Source organism: Streptomyces sp. CLV115 (genome assembly GCF_038448545.1).
Taxonomy (GTDB): Bacteria; Actinomycetota; Actinomycetes; order Streptomycetales; family Streptomycetaceae; genus Streptomyces; species Streptomyces sanglieri.
On sequence record NZ_JBCEWQ010000010.1, the window covers coordinates 93,679 to 119,115 of the forward strand.

Below are 25,437 nucleotides of genomic sequence, written 5' to 3' on the forward strand. Positions count from 1 at the left end.
AGGGGAGCCGCTTTGACCACGCGCAGACATCTGCTCGCCGCCCCGGCCACCGGTGCGGCCCTCCCATGGGCGACGCCCGCCTCCCGGGCCATGGACCGGCCGGGCTGGGAGGTGACACGGCATCGTGGAATCCGGCCCGACGACGTGGACGGCCGTGATCCGCTGGTCAACCCCCGCCGCGGTTACCGCTACGAGATGTCGTACAACGCCATCGACCTGACCAGCCCCTGGGCCGACGAGCAGGATCAACCCGCCGACGCCGCACAGCGGCTGACCGCCCTGGAGGCCGAGTACGGGCCGGGAGCAGACCTCACCCAGCTCTACTTCTACCTCTGGGACTTCGCCACCACCGAAATTCCGCCGAGCGCCCTCGACAACATCGAGAGGGTCTTCGCGGGGCTGCGTGCCAAGGGCTACCAGGCGGTGCTGCGGTTCGCGTACGACGACGGCGTGCGCGCCGAGCGGCGCTACACCGTGCAGCACATCCAGCGCCACATCGCCCAGCTCGCACCGGTCGTGGCGCGCAACAGCGAGGTGATTGCCGTATGGCAGGCGGGATTCCTCGGTGCCTGGGGTGAGTGGGCAACCAGCCACTACCGGCACGAGACGTATCCCGACGCCGTCACCGCGATCATGACATCGCTCGTGCAGGCCCTCCCTGAGGGCATGCATACGCAGATGCGCCACGCGGCCAAGCGGGACATGGTCACCAACCACTCGATCCTCGACCGGATCGGCTTCCACAACGACTACATCACGCTCGGCGGGGGACTGTGGGACTACTACGTCCCGTCCAACGCCGGCTGGCCCGCCTACCTCGATGTGTCACCCACCCGCGCCATGGACGGCGAGATGCCCTGGGACGAGGGGCAGAGCACCGACCCGTACGCGTGGAACACCGTGATCCCCGGTCTGGACACCGCCCGGCGGCTGCAGACGCTGCGCTGGGACACCCTGTCGATCGCGCACAACGCCACCGTCACCGTGCCCGCGTGGAAGCGGGACCTCCTCACCGGGCCACAGGTCCAGGACGCCCTGCTGCCCGTTTCCGACGGGTACTTCCACGACGCCGTGGGCGCCTCGGTCGAGCGGACCGCCTTCGAGTACGTCCGCGACCACCTCGGCTACCGCATCGAGACGCGCGCGGTGCGTCACGCCGTGCTCCACGGGCAGATCCCGGTCGAGGTCGACGTGGTGAACCGCGGCTTCGCGGCGCCCAAGGAGCCCCGCCCGGTGCAGCTGCTCCTGCTGGACAGCACGGCGCGACCGGTCACTTCGGTCCCGGTCGCCGTGGACTGGCGGAACTGGCTGCCGCAGGGGCGGGCGGAGACGGACGACGACCACGGCGCGCCCGGAACCACGACGTTCAGCGGTGTGCTGCCCGTACCGTCCGGCGCACGCGGCCGTCACCACATCGCCGTCGCACTGCCCGACCCGGCCCGGCCGGAACGTGGCCGCGCGGTGCGATTCGCCAACGCGACCACGGCGTGGCTGGGCGATGCGAACGTCGTGGCGACGGTGCACCTCGACGGACACTGATCCCGCCGCGCGGCTGACGGTGGCACCGTCCCCGGTGGATCGCTGACGGTGGGCCGAGGCGCCGCTCGCGACCGCGGACCGTCCGGCGGAGGCCGTCGGGACGTAGGTGCGCATACGCAGAGCGACGCACGAACGGGCGGACGCAGGCGCGGACGCAGGCAGGGACGCAGGCACGGATGCGCGGACCAATGTCCGGACCGGCCGCCAGAACAGGTGGTATACACCGCATATGCCCCGTTCGCGCATTCCGCTCCCCATGGTGACCGGGAGCCGAGTGCGGCGTTCGGTGGCCCATCTGGGGCGCGCGCTCTCCCCGCGCGGTGCGCTCGCCCTGCACAGCGTGGACGGTGCCCTCTCCTTCGCCCTGCGTGCCGCACTGGCCATGGCGCTGCCGGCGCTGCCGATGGCGCTCGCCGGACGGGCCGATCAGGCCGTCTACGCGATGCTCGGCTCCTTCACCACCACGTTCGGCCGCAATCTGCCCTACGCACGGCGCGCCCGGGTGCTCGCCCTGGTCGCGGTCGCCATGACCGCCTGTGTGGGCTGCGGTTCGGCGCTCGCCGCGTGGGCCCGCCCACGGGACGGGGGAGCGGGCGCCGCGGCGGTGGTCGTGGCCATGGCCGTGGTGGCCGGAGCCGCGAAGCTCGCCTGTGACGCGGCACGCCTGAGCGGGCTGGGCGCCGTGCTGCTGCTCTTCTCGTTCGCCGTGGCGGCCAACGGCTCCCCGGCCCCCGCCGACGTCCTTCCGCAGTCGGCGCTGGCCGCGTCGGGGGCGGCCGTCGCCTGGGTCCTGGCCGTGGCCGGCTGGTTCGTGCACCCGGACCGACCACAGCGCCTCGCCGTCGCCGCGGCCCTGCGCGAGCTCGCCGAGCTGGGCGGGGCGACCGACGCCGGGTACGGCGTCGGCCCCGGCAGACACCGGGCGACGGCCGCCGTGCTCCAGGCGTACCGGACGCTCGGCGTACTGCCGCCGTCGGCCGCCGAGCGGGGCGCCCGGGGCGGCACCTGCCTGCGCCTCACCGACTTCTCCTGGTCGCTGCTCATCGGCTCCGCCCGCCGGCCGCCCGACGTACCCGCCGGACTGGAGTGGCAGCTGCGCCGCCAGGCCCGGCTGCTGGTGAGCCGTCGCCACCGCGATCCGCGGCTGCTGCCCGAACTGCCGCTCCCGTCCGTGCCCCCCTGTGCCGGTCCGGTCCCCGTGGCCGGTCCCGAGCCCGCTCCGGCCGAGCCCGCCACCCGGCGCGCCGCCGAGCTGCGCGCCGCGGAACTGGTGACGGGGCGGCAGCACGGCCGCCGGGGCCACAGATCGGTCCTCTGCGTACCCGCCCTGCGGATGACCCTCGGCACCGGGCTGGCGGGACTGACAGGTCTCCTGCTGGGCCTCGGCCACGGCTACTGGGCGGCGATCTCGGCCGCCGCGGTTCTGCACTCGATCAACGTCCGTACGGCGGCCCAGCGGGCGGTGCAGCGCACCCTGGGCACGGTCGCCGGGCTGCTGCTCGCGCTCGGCGTGCTGGCCCTGCATCCCGATCCCCTGGTGCTCGTCCTGGTGATCGTGCTGCTGGAGTTCCTGCTGGAGTACGTCGTGGCCCGCAACTACGGACTCGGTGTCGTCTTCCTCACCCCGCTGGCGTTGCTGCTGGCCGATCTGGCCGTGCCCTCGCCCACCGGGGCCCTGGTCCTGGACCGGGCGCTGGGCAGCGTCCTCGGGATCGTCGTCGCGCTGGGCTGCGCGCTGCTGGTGGTCCACGACCACGCGGCGGTGCGGGCGGAACGCGCGCTGGCCGCGTGCACGGAGGCGGCCGAGCACGCGGAGCACACCCTGGACAACCGGCTGGAGTCGTCGTTCCCGGTCGTCCAGACACATCTTGCGGCAGCGGTGGTGGAGCTGCGCGAGGCCGACGACGCCGCGGCGGGCGAACTCTGGCCGGCCGAGATCGACCCCACGGAACTCGCCGCCGCGGAACAGCGTGCCCACCTGCTCCTGGAACGTTTCGGCCGGTGGCGGCGCTGAGCGGTGACGCGGTGCCCGGCGACGCCGCACACAGGCCGGCACACCCGCGCGGGCCGGCACACCCGCGCAGGTCGTTCAGGCCCGTACGCCCGCTCAGGCCATGCAGACCTGTACGCCCGCTCAGGCCGCGGGATCGATGGTGACCTTGACGTGTTTCATGATCGGCTGGTCGCTCTGGGTGCTGTAGTCGCCGAGCGCGCACAGCACGTTCATCTCCGGCATGTACCCGGCCGCGCAGCCCCGGGGAATGTCGTAGGGGACGGCGAGGTAGCCGTTGACCGACCGCCGGCTGCCGTCCCGGGCGGTGCTGGTGATGTCGACGGGGCCGAGGTCGGCGATGCCGCGTTCACGCATGTCGGCCCGGTTCATGAAGACGAGTGTGCGCAGGTTCTTGATGCCGCGGTAGCGGTCGTTGTCGGAGTAGATGGTGGTGTTCCACTGGTCGTGGGACCGCATCGTGCCCAGTGCCAGTGTGCCGGGGGCGGGCACGACGTCGGGCAGGGCGGCGACGGAGAACTCGGCTCGTCCGGACGGGGTCAGGAAGACCAGTTCGCGGGCGGGCTGCTTGATCCGGAAGCCGAGCGGCAGGCGCACCCGGCGGTTGAAGTCCTCGAAGCCGTCGAGGACCCGGGCCATGGTGTCGCGGATCCGGTCGTAGTCCTCGATGTACCAGTGCCAGGGCGTGTTGCTGTCGGGCAGCGCCGCTCGGGCCATGCCGGCGATGATGGCCGGCTCGGACAGCAGGTGCGGGGAGGCGGGGCGCTTCATGCCGATGGACAGGTGGACCATGCTCATCGAGTCCTCGACGGACGTGCTCTGGACGCCCGTGCGCTGGTGGTCCTTCTCGGTGCGGCCCAGGCACGGCAGGATCAGGGCCCGGCGGCCGTGGACGAGATGGCTGCGGTTGAGCTTGGTGCTCACCTGGACGGTGAGTTCGCAGGAGCGCAGCGCGGCGTAGGTGGCCGGGGTGTCGGGTGCCGCGAGCGCGAAGTTGCCGCCCATGCCGACGAACACCTTCACGTCGCCGCGCCGCATCGCCTTGATCGTGTCGACGGTGTCCAGACCGTGCTCGCGGGGCGGCCGGATCTCGCAGACCTCGGCGAGACGGTCCAGGAACTCGTCGGAGGGGCGGTGGTCAATGCCGCAGGTGCGGTTGCCCTGCACGTTGCTGTGTCCGCGCACGGGGGAGGGGCCCGCGCCCTCGCGTCCCAGATTGCCGCGGAGCAGAAGCAGGTTGACGATCTCCCGGACGGTGTCGACGCCGTGTTCGTGCTGGGTGAGCCCCAGGCACCAGCTGACGATGGACCGGTCGGCCTCGCCGTACACCCGGGCCGCCTTGAGGATGTCGGCGCGGCTCAGCCCGGACTGGGTCTCGATCTCCGCCCACGGTGTGGCCTCGCACAGCGCCCGGTACTCCTCGAAGCCCGCGGTGTGCCGTTCGATGAACTCCCGGTCCAGCGCCTTGGGATCGGACTCCGACGTCTCCAGGATCGACTTGGCCATGCCGCGCAGCAGAGCCATGTCGCCGCCGATGCGCGGTTGCAGATTGAGGGTGCTGGTCCGGGTCGTCCTGAAGAGCGCCATGTCCGTGAAGTCGTGGGGGACGATGGTGCGGGTGGCCGCCGCCTCGACGAGCGGATTGATGTGCACGATCCGGGCGCCGCGGTGGTACGCCTCGGCGAGGGCGGTGAGCATCCGGGGCGCGTTGGAGGCGGCGTTGACGCCGATGATGAACAGCGCGTCGGCGCTCTCCCAGTCCTTGAGGTCGACGGTGCCCTTCCCGGTGCCCAACGACGCCTGGAGGGCACGGCCGCTGGCCTCGTGACACATGTTGGAGCAGTCCGGCAGGTTGTTGGTGCCCAGCTCACGGGCCATCAACTGGTAGAGGAACGTGGCCTCGTTGCCGAGCCGGCCGGAGGTGTAGAACGAGGCCCGGTTCGGGTCGTCCAGCCCGCGCAGGGTGCTGCCGACCAGCTCGAACGCGTCCTTCCAGCTGATCGGGACGTAGTGGTCCGACTCGGGTTCGTAGACCATCGGCTCGGTCAGCCGGCCCTGGTTCTCCAGGTCGTAGTCGCTCCACCCGGACAGCTCGGTCACCGAGTGGCCGGCGAAGAACTCGCGCCCGACCCGTTTGCGGGTCATCTCCCAGGTGACGTGCTTGATCCCGTTCTCGCAGATGTCCAGGTGCAGGCCCTTGGTGTCGTCCGGCCACGCGCACCCGGGACAGTCGAACCCGGTGTTCTCGTGGTTCATCCGCATGATGGCCCGCGGACCGTCGACGAGAGTACCCTCGCGCGCCAGGAATCCGGTCACGCTCTTCGCCGCACCCCAGCCCGCGGCGGGGTGGTGGTAGGGGCGGAACTCCGGATCGCCCTCGGGGGCGGGGCCGACCGCGGGTTCCAGTGGCTGCTGCTCGTCCTGGTTGGTGCTCAAGGCCTTCAACCCTTCCACCGTTCGGGCACGGGTGAAAAACGATCCCTGCCGGGCAGGCTATGCAGCCCGAGGGGCACCCGCCACTCGGCTCCCGGGACCAGGTGGCCGCGTCCGCGGAGCGCCGCCGGGCTGCACCGCGTTGCCCGCGCGGATAGCGTGGGACGCACCCGCCCGCCCCGTTCGCCGAGGGCGGCATTCCGGCCGGGCACGGTGATCCGCCCGGCCATCGAGGTGGTCACCCTTGACGTCCGTGAACCGTCTGCCGACCCTCTCCGCCGTCCCCCGGCTCGTCGCCTCGGTGGTCGCCGGCGCGGTGATCGGCGCGGTCACCGGCGTACTGGCCAACGGGCCGCTGGGCACCCTCGCCGGGATCGCGGCGGCGGAGACGATCTTCGTCGTGGCGGGCTGGACCGTGCTGTGGCCCATGGACGCGGACACCACCCACCGCAACGTCCGGCGCGAGGAGTTCCGCCCCGTCCTCGAAGAGCTGGTCGTCGTGGCGGCCGCCGTGTGCGGGCTGCTCGGCATCGTGGTGATGCTGCTGGTCGGCCACTCGGACCTGAGCCACGCCGCGGCCGCGACGGCACTGTGCGGTGTGTTCATGGCCTGGGCGTCGCTCCACCTCATGTACGCCACCCGCTACGCGTACCTCTACTACGTCCCCTCCGAGGGCGGGATCGACTTCAACTCGCAGGACCGGCCGAAGTACGTCGACTTCCTCTACTTCAGCTACAACCTCGGGATGACCTACCAGGTCTCCGACACCGACGTGTCGAGTTCCTCGATCCGCGCGATCGCCCTCCGGCACTGCCTGCTGTCCTACGTGTTCGGCGCCTGCATCCTGGCCACCACGATCAACCTCGTCACCGGAATCGTCACCGGCTGACCCCTCACGGCCTCGCGGGGGCGAAGGACAGCACGCGGGCCCCGTGCCCGATGCGGGAGCCGTTCAGCGGGCGCTCTCGTCGCCCACCGACAGCACGACAGCGGTCGTACGTCCCCCGGGCGCGTCGTACGTGACGGTCTCACCGGCACGACGGCCGAGCAGCGCGCTGCCGAGCGGGCTGTCGGTGGTGACCAGTGTCAGGTCCAGTGCCTCGGGGAACTCGCTGATCCGGACGGTCGTCTCCGTGGCGTCCGCGAACCGCACCGTCACCGTGCTGCCCACGCCGATCCTCTCGGTCGAGGGCGGCCCCGCGACGTCCGCCTCGCGGAGCCGGCCGTCGATCTCGGCGATACGGGTGTCCAGATGGTCGAGATCAGTGCCGCGCTGCAACTCGTCGGCCTCGTCCGCCCGGTCGCCCACCTGCTCCCCGCCGCGCAGCGTGGCGGCGACGGCGGCGCGTTCGGTGCGCAGGTCGGCGAGCTCCTGTTCCAGGGCCCTGCGGGCGGCAGCGCTCATGGGTTCGGGTCCACCGTTCATTCCTGCTCCCGTCGCGTGGGCGGCACGGTCCAGCACCGCAGGCTCACCATCAGAGACATTCGTAAGATATCAGGCATATCTATGCATCGGGGTGGTGAGTCCGGTGCTGTGGAAGAGGGCGGGAGCCCGCCCGCCGCTCACCCGATACGGCGGCGTCCGCCTCGAAGCGAAAGACGGATACCGGACAGCCCTTAGACTCCGCGAATGGCGAAGTACTTCGACGTGCACCCCGAGAATCCTCAGCGGCGCACCATCAGCAGCGTTGCCGACAGCATCCGGTCCGGGGCGCTCGTCGCGTATCCGACCGACTCCTGCTACGCACTGGGATGCCGGCTGGGCAGCCGTGACGGCATCGGCCGGATCCGGTCGATCCGGAACCTGGACGACCGGCACCACTTCACGCTCGTGTGCCAGAACTTTGCGCAGCTCGGTCAGTTCGTGCACGTCGACAACGACGTGTTCCGGGCGATCAAGGCGGCGACGCCCGGCAGCTACACCTTCATCCTCCCCGCGACGAAAGAGGTGCCGCGCCAGCTGCTGCACCCGAAGAAGAAGACGGTCGGCGTCCGGATCCCCGACCACGTGGTCACCCAGGCGCTGCTCGCCGAACTCGGGGAACCGCTCCTGTCCAGCACCCTGCTGCTGCCCGACGAGGACGAGCCGATGACACAGGGCTGGGAGATCAAGGAGCGGCTCGACCATGTGGTGGACGCCGTGCTCGACTCGGGTGACTGCGGCACCGAGCCGACCACGGTCATCGACTTCTCCGAGGGCGAACCCGAGATCGTCCGCCGGGGCGCCGGGGACGTCACGCGGTTCGAGTAGCCGCCCCGGCCGTACGCCGCACCGGCTCCGCGAGCGCCTCGTCGAAGCGCTTCAGTACCAGGCGCGCCACATCGGGGTGCGCACCGAGCGGCGCCGAGACGAAGCAGCCCCCGGCCTCCTGCGCCCGGCGGGCGAAATGGCCGGGGGCCATCAGTTGACGGGCGACCGCCACCCGACGGTGGCCCGCGGCCCGAAGGGATCGCACCGCCTCGGCCGGTGACGGCGCGTTCGCGCAGAGGTAGCCGGCGACCACCGGGCGCCCCAGCCGCCGCCGGAGCAGGCCGGCCATCACCTCGGTGTCCGCGCCGGCCGCCGGATCGGTGGACCCGGCGACCGCCAGAACGACGGCGTCCGGCCCGCCCGGTCCCCGGCCCTCCAGTGCCGGGCCCGCCTCGGCCAGCCGGCCGGCCAGGGCGGCGGCCAGCAGCGGGTCGGGGCCGAGCGGCGCCGCCTGCCGGATGTCCCGGTGGGGCGCGGCGGCCCGGACGGCGGGCAGGTCCACCGTCACGTGGTGGCCCGTGTTCAGCAGCAGCGGGACCAGCACCACCGGCCCGCGCGAGGCGGCGAGCACCTGGGCCGGAGCCGGCCGAGCGAGATCGAGGAAGGCCAGCTCCGCCTTCAGACCGGGCCGCCGGGCACGTACCAGGTCGAGCAACGCCCGGTAGGCGGCGAGGCCCGCCCGGTCGCGGGTGCCGTGCGCGACGGCCAGCAGGGTCGGCGCGACCCCGCCCCTCATGTCGCCGCCGCCAGGCTGTAGCCGCGCTTGGGCACCGTACGCACCAGCCGGGCATGCCCGCCCAGCGCGCCGCGCAAACGCGCGACCGCCGCCTCCACCGCGTGCTCGTCGGCCCGGCCGGTGACCCAGACGCGGCGCAGCAGCTCGGCCCGGCTGAGCACCCGCCCCGGCCGCTCGGCCAGTGCCCGCAGCACCGCTGCCGGCAGTGGCGGAAGCCGCACCGGCGGGCCGTCGTCGACCAGTACGGCATTGCCCTGGAGCACCAATGTGCTCGGCCCGGCGCGGACTTCACGCCTGGCGTGCGCCGGCAGCGCGGCCTCGACGGTCCGCACCATGGCGCCGAGCCGCCCCCGCTCGGGGCAGAGCACCGCGACCCCGGCCTCCTCCAGCCGGCGGGCACAGACCGGCCCCACGCCGACCGGCAGCACGTCCCGGCGCAGGGCCGTCAGCACCTCGTCGCCCAGGCCGAGTCCGGCCGCGGCGGCGAGGAAGGCGTCGATCGCCGGTGCGCTGGTGAAGGTGAGCGCGTGCAGTTCACGGCGGACCGTCCGCTCGACCAGTCGGCGCAGCGGCGCCGGATCGGCCGGCGGGCCCCACCGGTAGACCGGCACGGTGATCACCTCGGCGCCACGCTCGCGCAGCGCGGCGGAGAACGTGTCCAGCGGCACCCCGTGTTCCTGCACGGCGATCCGCCTGCCGGGCAGATCACGAGCGAGCAGCCAGGCCAGCAGCGCGTCGGTGGTCTCGGTGACGGGGGAGTAGGTCTCGCTCAGGCCCCCGGCCCGCACCGCGCCGGTCGCCTTCGGGCCGCGGGTGAGCACCACGGCGTCCCGGCACACCTCCGCCAGGCGCGCGCCGTACCCCCAGCCGTCGGCCGCGCTCAGCCAGCCGCGCCAGCCGACCCCGGTGGTGGCCACCACATAGTCGAGCGGCCCGGTCAGGCAGCGCGCGGTGGCCCGGCGCAGCGCCGCGTCGTCCTCCAGCGGCAGGATCCGCAGGGCGGGCGCCTCGACCACCGTGGCGCCGCGCCTGCGCAGCAGCGCGACGAGCTCCTCCCGGCGGCGCGCGGCGGTGACCCCGACGGTGAAGCCGACGAGCGGGCCCGCAGGCCGGTTGCTGTTCATGTCCCGAGGTTCCGGCGGCGCTGTTTCGGTCGGGTTGCGCCGCCGTCACGGCGCCGTAAGCGGGCGGCCCCGCGACGTTACGCGGTATTTCCGCGACGTCACCCCGGCTCCGGCGGCCGGTGAAGGAGCCGTACCCCGGACGCAACAGGCCCGACCCGGCCGCGAAACGGCCTCCGCCGACGCTCGGGGCATGACGACGACCGACACCCACTGCCCGTACTGCTCACTGCAGTGCGGCATGCGCCTGCGGACGCCGCAGGACGGCGGCGAGGCGCAGGTACTGGAGCGCCCCGACTTCCCCGTCAACCGCGGCGCGCTCTGCGGAAAGGGCCGGTCGGCCACCGCCGTGCTCCGCTCCGGGGTCCGGCTCACCGCGCCGCTGGTACGTGCGGAGCAGGGCGGCGAACTGCGTGAGGCGTCCTGGGAGGAGGCCCTCGACCGGGTGGCGTCCGGACTGCTGGCCGCCGGCCGGCGTCACGGGCGGGACGCGGTCGCGGTCTTCGGCGGGGGCGGGCTCACCAACGAGAAGGCCTACCTGCTCGGCAAGTTCGCCCGGGTGGTGCTCCGCACCCCGAACATCGACTACAACGGCCGGTTCTGCATGTCCTCGGCGGCCGCCGCGCACCGGATCGCCTTCGGCCTGGACCGCGGGCTGCCCTTCCCGTTGGCCGACATCGCCACGACCGGCTGCGTGATCCTGGTCGGCGCGAACCCGGCCGACACCATGCCGCCCGCACTGCGCCACTTCACCGAACTCCGCGCCAACGGCGGCACCCTGATCGTGGTGGATCCGCGACGCACCCGTACCGCCGAGCAGGCCGACCTGCATCTGCAACCCGTCCCCGGCACGGATCTGGCGCTCGCGCTCGGCCTGCTGCACCTGGCGGTCGCCGACCGCCGGGTGGACGAGGCGTTCGTCGCCGAACGCACCACCGGCTTCGAGGCGGCCCGCACCGCGGCGACGGCGCACTGGCCGGAACGGGTGGAGGCGCTGACCGGCGTACCGGTCCACCGGCTCCGCGAGGCCCTGCGGCTCTTCGCGGACGCCCCCACCGGCATGGTGCTCACCGCGCGCGGCCCCGAGCAGCAGAGCAAGGGAACGGACACCGTCGGCGCCTGGATCAACCTCTGCCTGGCGCTGGGCAGGGCCGGCCGGCCCGGCTCCGGGTACGGCTGCCTGACCGGACAGGGCAACGGACAGGGCGGACGGGAGCACGGCCAGAAGGCCGACCAGCTGCCCGGCTACCGCTCGATCGAGGACCCCGCCGCCCGCGAACACATCGCGGACGTCTGGGGTGTGCACCCCGACGAACTGCCGGGCCCGGGCCGATCGGCCTACGAACTGCTGGACGGCCTGGGAACGGCGGGCGGCGCCCGGGCCCTGCTGGTGATGGGCTCCAACCCGGTGGTCTCCGCGCCGAACGCGGCCCATGTCACCGAGCGGCTGCGGGCCCTGGACCTCCTGGTGGTCAGCGACCTGGTGCTCTCCGAGACCGCGCAACTCGCCGATGTGGTGCTGCCCGCGGCACAGTGGGCGGAGGAGACCGGCACGACCACCAACCTGGAGGGCCGGGTGATCCTGCGCCGGGCGGCGCTGACCCCGCCACCGGGCGTACGCACCGATCTGCAGGTGCTGCGTGAACTGGCCGCCCGGCTCGGCGTGGACGAGGGCTTCCCCGAACAGGCCGAGGACGCCTTCGAGGAGCTCCGCCGCGCCTCGGCCGGCGGTGCGGCCGACTACGCCGGGATCAGCTACCCGAGGATCCGGAACGAGAACGGGGTGTTCTGGCCCTGCCCCGACGAGGAGCACCCCGGCACGCCCCGGCTGTTCCTGGACCGCTTCGCCACCCCGGACGGCCGGGCCCGCTTCGTCCCGGTCACCCACCGCCCGGCCGCCGAGGAACCCGACCGGGAGTACCCGCTCCACCTCACCACCGGGCGGGTCCTCTCCCAATACCAGAGCGGCGCCCAGACCCGCCGGGTGCCCGAGCTGAACCGGGCCGCGCCCGGCCCGTTCGTCGAACTCCACCCGCAACTGGCGGCGCGGCTGGGCGTCGCCGAGGGAGACCCGCTCAGGGTCACCAGCCGGCGCGGGCGTGCGGTGGCCCCCGCCCGGGTGACCGCGTCGATCCGGCCCGACACCGTCTTCATGCCGTTCCACTGGGCGGGCGCCGGACGGGCCAACACGCTCACCAACCCGGCCCTCGACCCGGTCTCCGGGATGCCCGAGTTCAAGGTCTGCGCCGTGCGTGTGGAGCCGGTGCGATGAGCCGCCGGATCGCGGTGGCCGGCGCCGGAATGGCGGCCGCCAGGTTCGCGGAGCAGTACCGGGCGCACGGCGGCGACGCGGAAGTGGTGCTGTACGGCGCGGAGCCGCGCGGCCCGTACAACCGGGTGCTGCTGGCCGATGTGCTGACCGGACGCCACGACCCGGAGGCGACAGCGCTGCCCCACGGCGCCGGAACCGCCGTGCGCACCGGCTGCGAAGTGGTCGGCCTGGACCTCGTGGAACGCCGGCTCAGGCTGTCCGGAGGTGAATCGGCCCGCTACGACGAGCTGGTCCTGGCCACCGGTGCCAACCCCGTACTGCCGCCCCTGCGCGGCCTGTACGCACCGGACGGACGCGACGGCGGGCCCCGTCGCGGGCTGAAGGCGGGGGTGCACGCCTTCCGCACCCTCGCCGACTGCGCCCGCCTCGCGGAGGACGCCGCCGGAGCCGAACGCGCCGTCGTCATCGGCGGCGGGGTGCTCGGAGTGAGCGCCGCCCGGGCACTGGCCGTGCTCGGCCTTCCGGTGGAGATCGTCCACCAGGCCCCCCATCTGATCGAACGCCACCTCGACGACCGGGCCGGCGACGCGCTGCGCGGACATCTTGCTGCGCTGGGCGTGGCGACGTACCCCGGCAACCGCGCCAGGGCCCTGCGCGGCGGAGCACGCGTCCACGGGGTCGAACTGGCCAGTGGCTACGTGCTGGACGCGGACCTGGTGGTGCTCGCCTGCGGGGTCCGCCCGCGCACCGGCCTGGCCGGCGCGGCCGGGATCGCGGTGCGCTCCGGAGTCGTGGTGGACGACCGGCTCGCGGCCTCCACGCCCGGGGTGTACGCGATCGGCGACTGCGCCGAACACCGGGGGACCGTCCACGGACTGGCGGGCCCCGCCTGGGAACAGGCCGATCTGCTGGCGTCCCGGCTGGCGGGCACGGGCGAGGACCTCCGCTACACCGGCTCGCGCCCGATGGCCCGGCTCTCCGCGGGGCCCCTGGAGTACGCGGCCTTCGGCGAGGTGGGCGAGGACCTCCCCGGCACCGACGTGCTGCGCCTGGTCGACCCGACCCGTGGCTCGTACAAGAAGCTCGTGCTCCGCGGCGACCGCCTCGTCGGCGGCATCCTGCTCGGCGATCTCGCCGCGGCCGGCGACCTGGCCCGCGCCTACGAGCGTGACGACCCGCTGCCCGAGAACCCCCTCGAACTGCTCACCACCGACCGATGACCCTCTGTGGGACCACCCGAGGAGACCGCCCGTGATCGAGAAGTCCCTGATCCTGGTCGGCCACGGCATGGTCGGACAGCGCTTCCTGGAAGCCCTGTCCGAGCAGCCGGCCGCCGAGCAGAAACACCGCTGGCGGGTCACCGTACTCGCCGAGGAGCCGCGCCCCGCCTACGACCGGGTGCATCTGACCAGCTGGTTCTCCGGCACGTCCGCGGAGGAACTGAGCCTGTGCCCGCCCGGGTTCGTCGAGCGGCACGGCATCGATCTGCGGTTGGGCGACCCGGCCACCGGGATCGACCGGGAGGCCCGCACCGTCACCACCCGCAGCGGCGGCGTACTGCGGTACGACGCCCTGGTGCTGGCCACCGGTTCCTACCCGTTCGTGCCGCCGGTGCCCGGTCACGACGCCACGGGCTGCCATGTCTACCGGACCATCGAGGACCTGGAGGCGATCACCGCGAGCGCCGGACGGGCCTCGGCCGGCGCGGTGGTGGGCGGCGGGCTGCTCGGCCTGGAGGCCGCCGGAGCGCTGCGGGCCATGGGACTGGAGACCCATGTGGTGGAGTTCGCACCCCGGCTGATGGCCCTTCAGGTGGACGACGGCGGCGGCGCGGTGCTCCGGCGCAGGATCGAGGACCTCGGCGTCCACGTCCACACCGGGGCCGGCACCCAGCGGATCGACACCGACGAACACGGCCGGGCCCGCACCATGGCACTCTCCGACGGCACCGGCCTCGACGTCGACCTGGTGGTCTTCTCGGCCGGGGTGCGCCCGCGCGACCAGCTGGCCCGCGACTGCGGTCTGCCGGTGGGCGGACGCGGCGGCATCGTGGTGGACGAACACTGCCGTACGGCGGACCCGCACGTCTGGGCGATCGGAGAGTGCGCCCTCGCCGTCGACGGCCGGGTCTACGGACTGGTCGCCCCCGGCTACGCGATGGCCGACACGGTAGCCCGTGAACTCACGGGCACCCCTGCCGAGTTCACCGGAGCCGACACCTCCACCGAACTCAAACTGCTGGGCGTGGACGTGGCCAGCTTCGGCGACGCGCTGGGGACCACCGAAGGCGCACTGGAGGTGCTCTACGCCGACAGCAGGGCCGGAATCTACAGAAAACTGGTGGTCGGCCCGGACGGCCGGCTGCTCGGCGGCGTGCTGGTCGGCGACGCCGAGTCCTACGCCACGCTCCGCCCCCTCGCCGCAAGCCGTTCCCAACTGCCCGCACCGGCCGAGCAGTTGATACTCCCGGCCGCCTCGGCCGGCCGGCAGGGCCCCCTGGTGCTGCCGGACGAAGCGGTGATCTGCTCCTGTCACAACGTCAGCAAGGGCGCCATCCGGGCGGCCGTGACGGAACAGGGAATGCGCACCGTCCCCGAGGTCAAGAAGTGCACGAGGGCCGGCACGGGATGCGGAAGTTGCGTCAAGCTGCTGGCTTCCGTCGTCGGCGAGGAACTGGCGGCGGCCGGGCACGAGATTGCCCGCGGCCTGTGCGAACACTTCACCCACACCCGCGCCGAGCTCTACGAGATCGTCCGCGTCAGGGGCATCACCGGCTTCTCCCGGCTGATCGACGAACACGGCACCGGCGAGGGCTGCGACATCTGCAAACCCGCCGTCGCCTCGATCCTGGCCGCCCTTGGTAACGGCCACGTCCTGGACGGCGAACAGGCCGCCCTCCAGGACACCAACGACCACTTCCTGGCCAATCTCCAGCGCAACGGCTCCTACTCCGTGGTGCCCCGGATCCCCGGCGGCGAGATCACCGCCGAAGGGCTCATCACCATCGGTGAGATCGCCCGCGACCACGGCCTCTACACCAAGATCACCGGCGGTCAGCGGATCGACCTGTTCGGCGCCACCGTCGACCAGCTGCCGGGCATCTGGCGCCGCCTGGTGGATGCCGGATTCGAGTCCGGCCACGCCTACGGAAAGGCCCTGCGCACGGTCAAGTCCTGCGTCGGGCAGGCCTGGTGCCGCTACGGCGTACAGGACTCCGTGGCCCTGGCGATCGAACTGGAGCTGCGCTACCGGGGCCTGCGCGCACCGCACAAGCTGAAGTCCGCCGTGTCCGGCTGCGCCCGGGAGTGCGCGGAGGCACGGAGCAAGGACTTCGGGGTGATCGCCACCTCGGAGGGCTGGAACCTCTACGTCGGCGGCAACGGAGGCACCACACCGCGCCACGCCGATCTGCTGGCCGCCGACCTGGATCACGACACCCTCATCCGCACCGTCGACCGGTTCCTGATGTTCTACATCCGCACCGCCGACCGCCTGGAGCGCACCGCCCCCTGGGTGGAACGCCTGGAGGGCGGCCTCGACCACCTGCGCGCCGTCGTCCTGGACGACTCGCTCGGCATCTGTGCGGACCTCGACGAACTGATGGCACGGCACGTCGAGACGTACGAGGACGAGTGGGCGGCGACCCTGGCCGACCCCGAACGGGTACGCCGCTTCGTCTCCTTCGCCAACGCCCCGGGGACACCCGACCCCACCGTGCGCTTCGTCCATGAACGCGACCGGATCCGCCCGGCCCGCCCCGAGGAGGACGGGTTCCCCCTCGCTCCGGCCCTGATCGCCGGACCGGCCCTGGAGGTACGTACACGATGAGCGGGACCGAGACCGAACACACCGAAGCCGTGGTGGAGATCGACGACGGGGGGAACTGGACGCCGGTCTGCCGGTACCGCGACCTCGGCCCGGGGCGCGGAGTCGCCGTACTGGTCGGCGCGGGCGGCGACCAGGTCGCGCTCTTCCGCGAGCGCGGCGGCACGGTGCACGCACTGGCCAACCGCGACCCGTTCAGCGGCGCCCACGTCATCTCCCGCGGTCTGCTCGGCAGCCGGCTCGGCGTACCGGTGGTGATCTCACCGATGCTCAAGCACGCCTTCGAACTGCGCACCGGACGCAGTCTGGACGAGCCGCACGCCCCCGACGGCACCCCCGCCGACCTGCGTGTCTGGCCCGTGCGCGTGGTCGCGGCAGCCGCTGCGGAGGTCTGCTGATGAGCACCGTCACCGCAGCCGTCACCACCGGCCGGACCGGATCCCGGCGGATCGAGGACTGGGACCCCGAGGACAACGAGTTCTGGACCCTGGCAGGCGCCCGGATCGCCCGGCGCAACCTGGTCCACTCGGTCCTCAGCGAACACATCGGCTTCTCCGTCTGGAGCCTGTGGTCGGTGCTGGTGCTCTTCCTCGGCCCGGAATACCGCATCGACGCGGCCGGGAAGTTCACCCTCACCGCCCTGCCCACCGCACTCGGATCGGTGCTGCGGATCCCGTACACCGCAGCCGTGGCACGGTTCGGCGGCCGCAACTGGACGGTGTTCAGCGCCCTGTTGCTGCTCGTGCCGACGATCCTGGCCGGGATCGTGCTCAAGCCCGGGGTCTCGTACGGCACCCTGCTCGCGGTGGCCGCCGTGGCCGGTGTCGGCGGCGGCAACTTCGCCTCCTCGATGGCCAACATCAACGCCTTCTACCCACAACGGCTCAAGGGCTGGGCACTGGGCGTGAACGCCGGCGGCGGCAACCTCGGCGTACCGGCCGTGCAACTGCTCGGCCTCCTGGTGCTGGCCACCGCGGGCGCCGCCCACCCACGGCTGCTGATCCTCGTCTACCTCCCGCTGATCGTGCTGGTCGCGCTCGGCGCGGCGCTGCGGATGGACAACCTCACCACCGCACGCGGCGAACGCGGCGCCCTGCGCGAGGTGCTGGCGAGCAGGCACGGCCGGGTGATGTCGCTGCTCTACATCGGCACCTTCGGTTCGTTCATCGGCTTCGGCTTCGCCTTCGGGCAGGTCCTTCAGGTCCAGTTCCACCAGCAGTTCGACACCCCGGTGAAGGCGGCGGCCCTCACCTTCCTCGGCCCGCTGCTCGGCTCGCTCTCCCGCCCACTGGGCGGTCTCCTGGCGGACCGTTGCGGTGGCGCCCGGGTGACCTTCTGGACCTTCGCCGCGATGGCGGTGGGCGCGGGCGTGGTGCTGGAGGCGTCACGGCAGCACTCACCGGCGTTGTTCCTGGGGGGATTCGTCGCGCTCTTCGTCCTCAGCGGGGCGGGGAACGGCTCGACGTACAAGATGATCCCGGCGATCTTCCGGGCCACCGCACGGGTGGAGACCGCCGAAGGGGCCGCGCCGGCCGAGGCCGAGCGGCGCTCACGGCGCCGGACCACCGCCCTGATCGGAGTGGCGGGCGCGATCGGCGCCTTCGGCGGAGTGCTGGTCAACCTCGCCTTCCGCCAGTCCTTCCTGGAGACGGGGAACGGACAGGCCGCGTACGTGGCGTTCCTCGGCTACTACGCCCTGTGCCTGGTACTGACCTGGGCCTGCTACCTGCGCCGGTCCCCGCACCGCCTGCCGGACGTGTGATCACCCCGGTGGAACGGCCACGGGGCGGGCCCGGGTGGATACTGGGAGGAATCGCACGATTGGAGGACATCATGATCGTCCTCGGCGTCATCCTGCTGGTCATCGGCTTGATCGCCGGAATCTCGATCCTGTGGACCATCGGTGTCGTGCTCGTCGTGATCGGGGCCGTCCTGTGGATCCTCGGCGCCGTCGGGCACGCGGTCGGCGGCCGGCGCCACTACTGGTAGCGCCACCGCGCCGGCCGGTCACAGCCCCCGGAACCGACGCATCCGGGACTCGCAGTAGTCGCGCAGGCCGTCGACCAGGGTGTGGATGGCGGGGCGGGCGTAATGGGAGGCGTCCCATCCCGCGTACAGGGGGACCGTCAGCGGGCCGTCCGGAGTGTGCACGATCAGTTCGGACAGGCCGAAGCGGGCGTCGTCGGTGACCAGACAGACTCCGCGCCCCGCCGCGGCGAGCGCCTGCGCGAAGGGCGACGACCCGGTCTCCGACACGGCGGCGAAGCCGAGCCCCGCCCGGCTGACGGCCTCGTCCACGACGAGCCGCGCCACGTTGGCGCGGGTCATCAGGATCAGCGGTTCGGTGACCAGTTCGGCGAGATCGATCGTGCGGCGCCCGGCCCAGGGGTGCCCGGCGGGAACCTGGGCGATGACGGGCGTCCGGCCCAGGAAGGCGGATTCCAGCGGGGCCGGGGCGGGGCCGGTGGAGATGCCGAGGTCGGCGTCGCTGCGCGCCAGCGTGTCGAAGACCCGGCTGGGGTCCTCCTGGATGGCGTCGCGCAGCGTGGGCCCCGCGCTGCCGCCGCCCGCCATGAACGGGGCCAGCAGGTAGGCGACGGTGGAGGGGGCGGTGACCACCGTGAGCGCCGCCTGCTCTCCCTGCCCCACGGCGGACATCGTCTCGGCGGCCTGCTCGGCCCGGCGCACCAGGTCCTGGGCGATGGGACGGAATCGGCGGCCGGCCGCGTTCAGCGTCAGTGAGCCCGGACGGCGGGTGAACAGGGATACCCCCAAGTCCTTCTCCAGGGCGCTCAGTTGGCGCGACAGCGAGGGCTGGGCGATGTGCACCTGGCGGGCCGCGGCGGTGACCGAATCGGCCTCCGCGACAGCGAGGAAGTAACGCAGCACCCGCAGTTCCATGGCCTCCTCCAAGAAGCCTCGACCATTTTCCATGCCTTGAAAGCATGGGAATCGTAGCAATCAAGTATTAGACGCTATGGGTGGTCGAATCCCAGACTGTGGCTGTCCAGCTCACCGTCCCGGCTCCTTCGCCCAAGGGCTCCCCACCGTCCGGTCCTCCCGCACCGTCCGGCCCCTCGCCGAAGGCTCCGCGCCCGCCGGAGGCCCACCCATGAACGTCCGACTTCCCGACGCCGCCGAAGCGCGGGGCACCCGCGCTTCGGGCCGGGCCCGCCGTGCGGGTCTCGCCTCGTTCGTCGGCACCACCATCGAGTGGTACGACTTCTACATCTACGGAACGGCGTCCGCGCTCGTCTTCGGAAAGCTGTTCTTCCCCGACGTGTCGCCCGCCGCCGGCGTGCTCGCCTCCTTCGCGACGTTCTGGGTCGGCTTCCTCGCCCGGCCCATCGGCGGGATCGTCTTCGGCCATCTGGGCGACCGGATGGGCCGCAAGGGCACCCTGGTCACCACGCTGCTCATGATGGGGGCCGCCACCTTCCTGGTCGGAGTGCTCCCCACCCACGCGCAGATCGGTGTGGCCGCCCCCTTCCTGCTGGCCCTGCTGCGCGCCGTCCAGGGCATCGCGGTGGGCGGTGAGTGGGGCGGCGCGGTCCTGATGGCGTCCGAGAGCGCCCCCAAGGGCCGGGGCTCCCTCTTCGCGATGCTGGTGCAGCAGGGCTCCCCGGCCGGGGCGATCCTGGCCACCCTGGTCTTCCTCGCGGCCGGCACCCTGGACGACGCCGCCTTCGCCGCATGGGGCTGGCGCGTGCCGTTCCTGCTGTCCGGGCTGCTCGTCGTGGTCGGACTGGTGATCCGCCTGAAGGTCGAGGAGTCGGACGACTTCGAGCGGGTCAAGGAGAGCGGCGACGTGGTGAAACTCCCGATCGCCGAGGTGCTGCGCACCGACTGGCGCACCGTCCTGCTGGGCATCGGCGCCTCGATCATGGGCATCTCCGCCGCGTACTTCACCAACACCTTCGTGCTCTCCTGGACCACGAACGAGCTGCACATGAACCGGCAGACGATGCTGTACGTCCTGCTCGCGCTCTCCGTGGTGCAGTTCCTGTGGCAGCCGCTGGCCGCGCTGATCTCCGAACGGGTCGGCGAGGCCCGGTTCATGGTGTGCTCGCTGCTCGCCAACGTCGTCGTCGCCGTCCCGATGTTCCTGCTGATCAACACGGCGCGCCCGGTCCTGGTGTTCTGCGGCATCGCGCTCGCCATGATCAGCGGCTCGGGGTACTACGCCGTCCTGGCCGGATTCCTCGCCCGGGCCTTCCCCTCCCGGGTCCGCTACACCGGCATCTCGCTCTCGTGCCAGCTGTGCTCGACCCTCATCGGCGGCACGACCCCGCTGGTGGCCCAGGCACTGCTGACGTCCGGCGGCGGCTCGATCTGGCCCGTGGTCGCGTTCTACGCGGCCCTGCTGCTGGTCACCACGGCGTGCGTCGCCGTGCTCGCCCGTTTCATGGACCGGCCCGCACCGAGCGTGCCGCCCGTCGCGGCCGCCGTCTGACGACACCCGCCGGCCACCACCCCATCCCCCCCCGCAACACCCAAGGAGTTGACCCCGTGCGCCTCGACGCCGTGTTCCACAACGGACGGTTCGCCACCCTCGACCCGGACCGCCCCGAGGCCAGTGCCATCGGTGTACTGGGCGGCCGGATCGCGGCTCTCGACGAGGAACTGGCGGGGTGCACCGCCGACACCGTCGTCGACCTCGGCGGAGCGCACGCCGTGCCCGGCTTCAACGACGCCCACCACCACCTCAGTCTGGTCGGCAAGGGGCGGCGCGAGCTCGATGTCTCGTACACCGCGGCGCCCACCCTCGACGCGCTGTACCGGGCCGTGGCCGAGCGGGCCGCGACGCTGCCCGCCGACGCCTGGGTGCTGGGCGCCGGCTACGACCAGAACAAGACCGGCGCCCATCCGACCGCCGAAGCGCTCGACCGGGCCGCCGGGGGCCGTCCGGTCTGGCTGGTGCACACCTCGCACCACATGGCCGTCGCCGGCACGGCGGCGTTCGCACGGGCCGGCTTCACCGACCTCACCGCGGTGCCCGACGTCCCCGGCGGTCATGTCGTGCGGGACGCGTCCGGGCGGGCGGAGGGACTGCTCCAGGAGACCGCGATGCGACTGGTCGAGCGGGTACTGCGGCCGGAGCCCGCCGAGGAGTGGACCGCCAACATCGCCGAGGGGGCACGGGCCGCGCTCGCGGTCGGACTCACCAGCGTGACCGAGCCGGGCATCGGCGTCGTCGACGGCATCGGCAACGGTCCCGCCGATCTGGACGCCTACCAGCGGGTCCGGGAGAGCGGCCGGCTCGGCGTCCGGATGACGCTCATGCCGTACATCACGGCACTGCACGACTGCGGCGTCTTCGCGCCGGACACCACCTGGTACGGCCTCGACCTCGGCCTGCGTACCGGATTCGGCGACGAGTGGCTGCGCATCGGCCCGACGAAGATGATGTCGGACGGCTCGCTGATCGGCCGCTCCGCGGCGATGTGCTGCGACTACCACGACACCCCCGGCAACAGCGGTCTGCTCCAGCACGAGCCCGAGCAGATCCGCCGCTGCATCGTCGAGGCGCACCGCTGCGGCTGGCAGATCGCCACGCACGCCATCGGGGACGCCGCACTCGACGTCGTTCTCGACGCGTACGAGGAGGCGCAGCGGCTGCATCCGCGCGCCGATGTGCGCCACCGGGTCGAGCACGCCGCGGTGACCAGCGACGCCCAGGTCGCCCGGATCGCGGCGCTCGGCCTGATCCCGGTGCCGCAGGGCCGGTTCCTCTCGGAGATCGGTGACGGCCTCCTGGCTGCGCTGGGCCCCGAACGGTCCGGGCTGGCCTACCGGATGCGGTCGTTCCTCGATGCGGGGCTGGTGCTGCCCGGCTCGTCGGACGCCCCCGTGGTCGCCCCGGACCCGCTGCTGAGCATCCACGACATGGTGAACCGGACGACCGCCTCGGGTGCGCCGATCGGCCCGCACGAGGCGGTGACGGCACGGGAGGCGCTGACCGCGTACACGATCGGCTCGGCCCACGCCGTCCACGAGGAGCACATCAAGGGAACCCTCGCCCGGGGCATGCTCGCCGACTTCGCGGTGCTCAGCGACGATCTGCTGGGCGTGGCCCCGGACCGCATCGCGCGGCTGACGGTGGGGGCGACCGTGGTCGGCGGCCGGGTCGCCCACGACGCCGGAGCGCTCAAGGCCGCCTGAGCGCAGGCCGGCGGCGGGAGCGGAGTCCGGCGGCGCCGGTTCCCCGCGGTGCGATCCGGCGCGTCGAGCAGCAGGGTGTTGTGCGCCACCCCGATCCCGTAACGTGCCCGGTCCGCCGCGGACGGGTCGGCCGCCGGGGCGGCACGCCGGCCACACCGCCACCGCGACACGGTGCCGTACCGGATCGCCCGCAGCACGGTGCCGACCGGCCGCGCTCCGGCCCGCCGGTCGACGCCGCCGTCACCGTTCCCGCCGCTGCGCCGCGCGCCGCAACAGCGTGAGGAACTGTTCCCGTTCCCCTGGGGAGAACGGCGACAGCATCTCCTCGTTCACCGCCACGACCGCGGGCGCGAGCCGGACGGCCAGTTCCCGGCCGCTCCCGGTGATGCGCACCAGCTTGCGGCGCCGGTCCTTCTCGTCCTGGGCCAGCTCCACCAGCCCGCGCCGGCGCAGCCGGTCCAGGAGCGGGGCGGTGGTCGACTTGTCGAGATGGGCCAGCGAGCCGAGCGTGCCCTGATCCATGTCGCCATGGGCGTGCAGCAGGGTCAGGACAGTGAATTGAGGGCCCGTCAGGTCCTGGTCCACCCGCTCGTACCAGAGCCGGGCGTGCGCCTGGTTCAGCTGCCGGGCCAGCGGCCCGACTCCGCCGATGGCATCGAGCCGAACGCCCGGTTCCTCGTTCTCCTGCGACATCGCCCGCTGCCTCCGCCGAGTTGATTATGACGTACACGTACTTTACCGTGAAGGACAGTAGGACGTGTACGGAATAACTGTGCGTGACGTCCGTGAACGGAAGGACGGTGCGATGAAGCTCGTGGTCGCCATGACAGGTGCCACCGGCGCGCCCATCGGGGTGCGCCTGCTGGAAGCGCTGAAGGAACTGGGCGTCGAGACGCATCTGGTCGTCAGCCGCTGGGCCCGGACCACGCTGGCGCAGGAGACGACGTACTCGCTGCGCGAGGTGGCGGCGCTCGCGTCGGTGTGCCACAGCCCGGACGACCAGGGCGCCGCCATCTCCAGCGGATCGTTCCGGACCGACGGCATGGTGGTCGTGCCGTGCAGCATGAAGACGCTGGCCTCCATCCGCACCGGCCAGGGGGAGGGGCTGATCGGCCGGGCCGCGGACGTGGTGCTCAAGGAGCGGCGCCGGCTCGTCCTGGTGGCGCGGGAGAACCCGCTGTCGGCCGTGCACCTGGAGAACATGCTGGACCTGACGCGGATGGGCGCGGTGATCATGCCGCCGGTCCCGGCGTTCTACAACCGCCCCCGCGGCATCGACGACATCGTCGAGCACATCGTGGCCCGCGTCCTCGACCAGTTCGACCTCGAACTCCCCACTGCCCGGCGGTGGCAGGGGCTCGGGGCGGCCGCCGCGGATCGCCCGGCCCGCCGCGCCCGGCAGGCGCCGAACGGCGAACCCCGCCACCCCGCCCGGCCGGAACACTCCACCGCACTCTGAGAAAGGCCCTGCCATGACCCAACGAGGCAGCGCGCTCAACTTCCGTGACTTCGTCGAGAATCTGCTCGCCACGGGCGACGCCGTCGACATCCGCGAACCGGTCAGCCCCCTGCTGGAGGCCGCGGCCATCACCCGGCGCGTCTACGAGACGAGCAGCCCCGCCCCGCTGTTCAGCAATCTGACCGGCACCGAGGCGGGCTTCCGCATACTCGGCGCACCGGCGGGCTTGAGCGGCACCGGCGGCAACACCTACGGCAGGCTCGCGGCCCACTTCGGCCTCCCGGCCGGCACCGCCCCGCGCGAGCTGCTGGAGCACCTCGTCGCCGCCATGCACGCCGAACCCGTCGCGCCGCGCGTGGTGGAGACCGGCCCCTGCAAGGACAACGTCCTCACCGGCGACGACGTCGACCTGGAGCGCTTCCCCGTACCGCTGCTGCACGAGAACGACGGCGGCCGCTATCTGGGGACCTACGGCTACCACGTGGTGCGCACTCCCGACGGACGGTGGACCAGCTGGTCGATCAGCCGCACCATGCTGCACGGGCGCACCACCCTGGTCGGCCCGGCGATGGCCCAGCAGCATCTCGGCATGATCCACGCCATGTGGCGGGAGCGGGGCCTGCCCACACCGTGGGCCATGGTGCTCGGCGCCCCGCCCGCCGCGCTGGCCGCCGCGGGCATGCCACTGCCCGCCGAGGTGAACGAGGACGGCTACGTCGGTGCCCTCGCGGGCAGTCCGGTCGAGGTCGTCCGCACCGAGCTGCACGACCTGCACGTTCCGGCCAACTCCGAAATAGTCCTGGAGGGCTGGATCAGCCCGGACGAGACCGCCCCCGAGGGGCCGATGGGGGAGTACCACGGGTACGCCTTCGCCGAGAGCAGGCCGCAGCCCGTCTTCCACGTCGAAGCGATGACCTTCCGCGACGACCCCATCCTGCCGATCTGTGTGGCGGGCCTGCCCCCGGAGGAGAATCACACCATCTGGGGCACCATGATCTCCGCCGTCGGCCTGGACCTGCTGCGCACCGCCGGTCTGCCCGTCGATCTGGCCTGGTGCTCCTACGAAGCGGCCACCTGCTGGATCGTCGTGTCCATCGACATCCGGCGGCTGGCGCGGAGCGGGACGAACGAGAAGGAACTGGCCGACGCGGTCGCCGAGGTCCTCTTCGGCTCCCACACCGGATGGCTGGTGCCCAAGGTCCTGCTGGTGGCCGACGACATCGACATCACCGACATCGACCAGGTGGTGTGGGCCATGGCGACCCGCCACCACCCCGGCACCGGCACGTACCACTACCCGCAGGCCCCGGGCATCCCGATGGTCCCCTACCTCACCCCCGAGGAGGTGCGGACCGGCCGCGGCGGCAAGTCCGTCACCAGCTGCCTGCTGCCCGAGCAGTTCGAGGGCGTCACCAAGGGCGCCACGGCGTCGTTCCGGCACTCGTTCCCCGAACGTATCCGCAGCCGGGTGGAGGAGAACTGGACCGCCTACGGCTTCGCCGAGAGCGTGCTCCCGCCCCGCTGAGCACCGCCCCCGCGTACCTGCCGCCGATCCGGCTTCGACCGACCGGCCCCGCGCTTTCGGGATACCATTTCCGGCAGGTGGTCGCCCCGCCCCGCGTCGGCCC

20 protein-coding genes are annotated in these 25,437 nt (G+C 72.6%); 14 read left to right on the forward strand and 6 right to left on the reverse strand.

All coding sequences use genetic code 11. The features are described from left to right. Positions 1–12 precede the first annotated feature (12 nt). Together AADR41_RS06240 and AADR41_RS06245 are read left to right on the forward strand one after the other, a co-directional pair. Positions 13–1,539 carry a DUF4874 domain-containing protein gene (locus AADR41_RS06240; RefSeq protein WP_342280352.1) on the forward strand — a complete coding sequence of 509 codons (1,527 nt, stop codon included), beginning with the start codon at positions 13–15 and terminating at the stop codon, positions 1,537–1,539. 229 nt (positions 1,540–1,768) lie between these two features. Further along, a complete protein-coding gene (locus AADR41_RS06245) occupies positions 1,769–3,553 on the forward strand; it encodes an FUSC family protein (protein ID WP_342280353.1) in 1,785 nt (594 codons plus the stop codon). A 120-nt stretch (positions 3,554–3,673) separates the two neighbouring features. Here the strand turns inward: AADR41_RS06245 and AADR41_RS06250 are convergent, their stop codons facing one another. Next, the gene (locus tag AADR41_RS06250; protein ID WP_446750986.1) at positions 3,674–5,986 is read right to left on the reverse strand and encodes an FdhF/YdeP family oxidoreductase; all 2,313 of its coding nucleotides are present in this window, start codon (positions 5,984–5,986) and stop codon (positions 3,674–3,676) included. A gap of 250 nt (positions 5,987–6,236) precedes the next feature. On the opposite strand from AADR41_RS06250, the gene AADR41_RS06255 reads away from it, so the two are divergent. Beyond that, a complete protein-coding gene (locus tag AADR41_RS06255; protein WP_446750987.1) occupies positions 6,237–6,872 on the forward strand; it encodes a DUF1345 domain-containing protein in 636 nt (211 codons plus the stop codon). 63 nt (positions 6,873–6,935) lie between these two features. Here AADR41_RS06255 and AADR41_RS06260 read toward each other — a convergent pair whose 3' ends face one another. Next, positions 6,936–7,409 carry a GreA/GreB family elongation factor gene (locus AADR41_RS06260; RefSeq protein ID WP_342280356.1) on the reverse strand — a complete coding sequence of 158 codons (474 nt, stop codon included), beginning with the start codon at positions 7,407–7,409 and terminating at the stop codon, positions 6,936–6,938. A 204-nt stretch (positions 7,410–7,613) separates the two neighbouring features. On the opposite strand from AADR41_RS06260, the gene AADR41_RS06265 reads away from it, so the two are divergent. After that, entirely contained in the window at positions 7,614–8,234 is a 621-nt protein-coding gene (locus tag AADR41_RS06265; RefSeq protein ID WP_342280357.1) for an L-threonylcarbamoyladenylate synthase, read from the forward strand. Here the strand turns inward: AADR41_RS06265 and AADR41_RS06270 are convergent. Both AADR41_RS06270 and AADR41_RS06275 read right to left on the reverse strand, forming a co-directional pair. Continuing rightward, complete coding sequence (locus tag AADR41_RS06270; RefSeq protein WP_342280358.1) at positions 8,218–8,970, reverse strand: sirohydrochlorin chelatase; 753 nt, start codon at positions 8,968–8,970, stop codon at positions 8,218–8,220. The genes AADR41_RS06265 and AADR41_RS06270 overlap by 17 nt on opposite strands. Then, on the reverse strand, positions 8,967–10,094 hold the full coding sequence (locus tag AADR41_RS06275; RefSeq protein ID WP_342280359.1) for a uroporphyrinogen-III synthase: 1,128 nt from the start codon (positions 10,092–10,094) through the stop codon (positions 8,967–8,969). Before AADR41_RS06275 ends, AADR41_RS06270 begins: the two co-directional genes overlap by 4 nt. Positions 10,095–10,284: 190 nt before the next feature. On the opposite strand from AADR41_RS06275, the gene AADR41_RS06280 reads away from it, so the two are divergent. The 6 genes from AADR41_RS06280 to AADR41_RS06305 all read left to right on the forward strand — a co-directional run bounded on the left by AADR41_RS06280 (position 10,285) and on the right by AADR41_RS06305 (position 18,177). Further along, complete coding sequence (locus tag AADR41_RS06280) at positions 10,285–12,363, forward strand: molybdopterin oxidoreductase family protein (protein ID WP_342280360.1); 2,079 nt, start codon at positions 10,285–10,287, stop codon at positions 12,361–12,363. Beyond that, positions 12,360–13,583: an NAD(P)/FAD-dependent oxidoreductase gene (locus AADR41_RS06285; protein WP_342280361.1), complete on the forward strand. Its 1,224-nt coding sequence runs from the start codon at positions 12,360–12,362 to the stop codon at positions 13,581–13,583. Before AADR41_RS06280 ends, AADR41_RS06285 begins: the two co-directional genes overlap by 4 nt. Positions 13,584–13,587: 4 nt before the next feature. Then, entirely contained in the window at positions 13,588–16,191 is a 2,604-nt protein-coding gene (nirB, locus tag AADR41_RS06290) for a nitrite reductase large subunit NirB (RefSeq protein ID WP_446750988.1), read from the forward strand. Next, complete coding sequence (locus AADR41_RS06295; RefSeq protein ID WP_342280362.1) at positions 16,188–16,586, forward strand: nitrite reductase (NAD(P)H) small subunit; 399 nt, start codon at positions 16,188–16,190, stop codon at positions 16,584–16,586. Before nirB ends, AADR41_RS06295 begins: the two co-directional genes overlap by 4 nt. Continuing rightward, positions 16,586–17,950, forward strand: coding sequence for a nitrate/nitrite transporter (locus AADR41_RS06300; protein WP_342280363.1), 1,365 nt, complete (start codon positions 16,586–16,588; stop codon positions 17,948–17,950). The genes AADR41_RS06295 and AADR41_RS06300 overlap by 1 nt, the downstream gene beginning before the upstream one ends. A 71-nt stretch (positions 17,951–18,021) precedes the next feature. Further along, a complete protein-coding gene (locus tag AADR41_RS06305; protein ID WP_342280374.1) occupies positions 18,022–18,177 on the forward strand; it encodes a DUF6131 family protein in 156 nt (51 codons plus the stop codon). Positions 18,178–18,195: 18 nt separating this feature from the next. On the opposite strand, the gene AADR41_RS06310 is transcribed toward AADR41_RS06305, so the two are convergent. Then, complete coding sequence (locus AADR41_RS06310) at positions 18,196–19,122, reverse strand: LysR family transcriptional regulator (protein WP_342280364.1); 927 nt, start codon at positions 19,120–19,122, stop codon at positions 18,196–18,198. Between the two features lie 178 nt (positions 19,123–19,300). Between AADR41_RS06310 and AADR41_RS06315 the strand changes: the two genes are divergently transcribed. Together AADR41_RS06315 and AADR41_RS06320 are read left to right on the forward strand one after the other, a co-directional pair. Continuing rightward, positions 19,301–20,641 (forward strand): MFS transporter, encoded by a 1,341-nt coding sequence (locus tag AADR41_RS06315; protein WP_342280365.1) that lies wholly within the window; start codon positions 19,301–19,303, stop codon positions 20,639–20,641. A gap of 56 nt (positions 20,642–20,697) precedes the next feature. After that, on the forward strand, positions 20,698–22,350 hold the full coding sequence (locus AADR41_RS06320) for an amidohydrolase (protein WP_342280366.1): 1,653 nt from the start codon (positions 20,698–20,700) through the stop codon (positions 22,348–22,350). Positions 22,351–22,590: 240 nt separating this feature from the next. Here AADR41_RS06320 and AADR41_RS06325 read toward each other — a convergent pair whose 3' ends face one another. Next, complete coding sequence (locus AADR41_RS06325; protein WP_342280367.1) at positions 22,591–23,043, reverse strand: MarR family winged helix-turn-helix transcriptional regulator; 453 nt, start codon at positions 23,041–23,043, stop codon at positions 22,591–22,593. Between the two features lie 112 nt (positions 23,044–23,155). On the opposite strand from AADR41_RS06325, the gene AADR41_RS06330 reads away from it, so the two are divergent. Together AADR41_RS06330 and AADR41_RS06335 are read left to right on the forward strand one after the other, a co-directional pair. After that, positions 23,156–23,809: a non-oxidative hydroxyarylic acid decarboxylases subunit B gene (locus tag AADR41_RS06330; protein ID WP_342280368.1), complete on the forward strand. Its 654-nt coding sequence runs from the start codon at positions 23,156–23,158 to the stop codon at positions 23,807–23,809. 13 nt (positions 23,810–23,822) lie between these two features. Beyond that, positions 23,823–25,334 carry a UbiD family decarboxylase gene (locus AADR41_RS06335; protein ID WP_342280369.1) on the forward strand — a complete coding sequence of 504 codons (1,512 nt, stop codon included), beginning with the start codon at positions 23,823–23,825 and terminating at the stop codon, positions 25,332–25,334. The last annotated feature ends 103 nt before the right edge of the window (positions 25,335–25,437 follow it).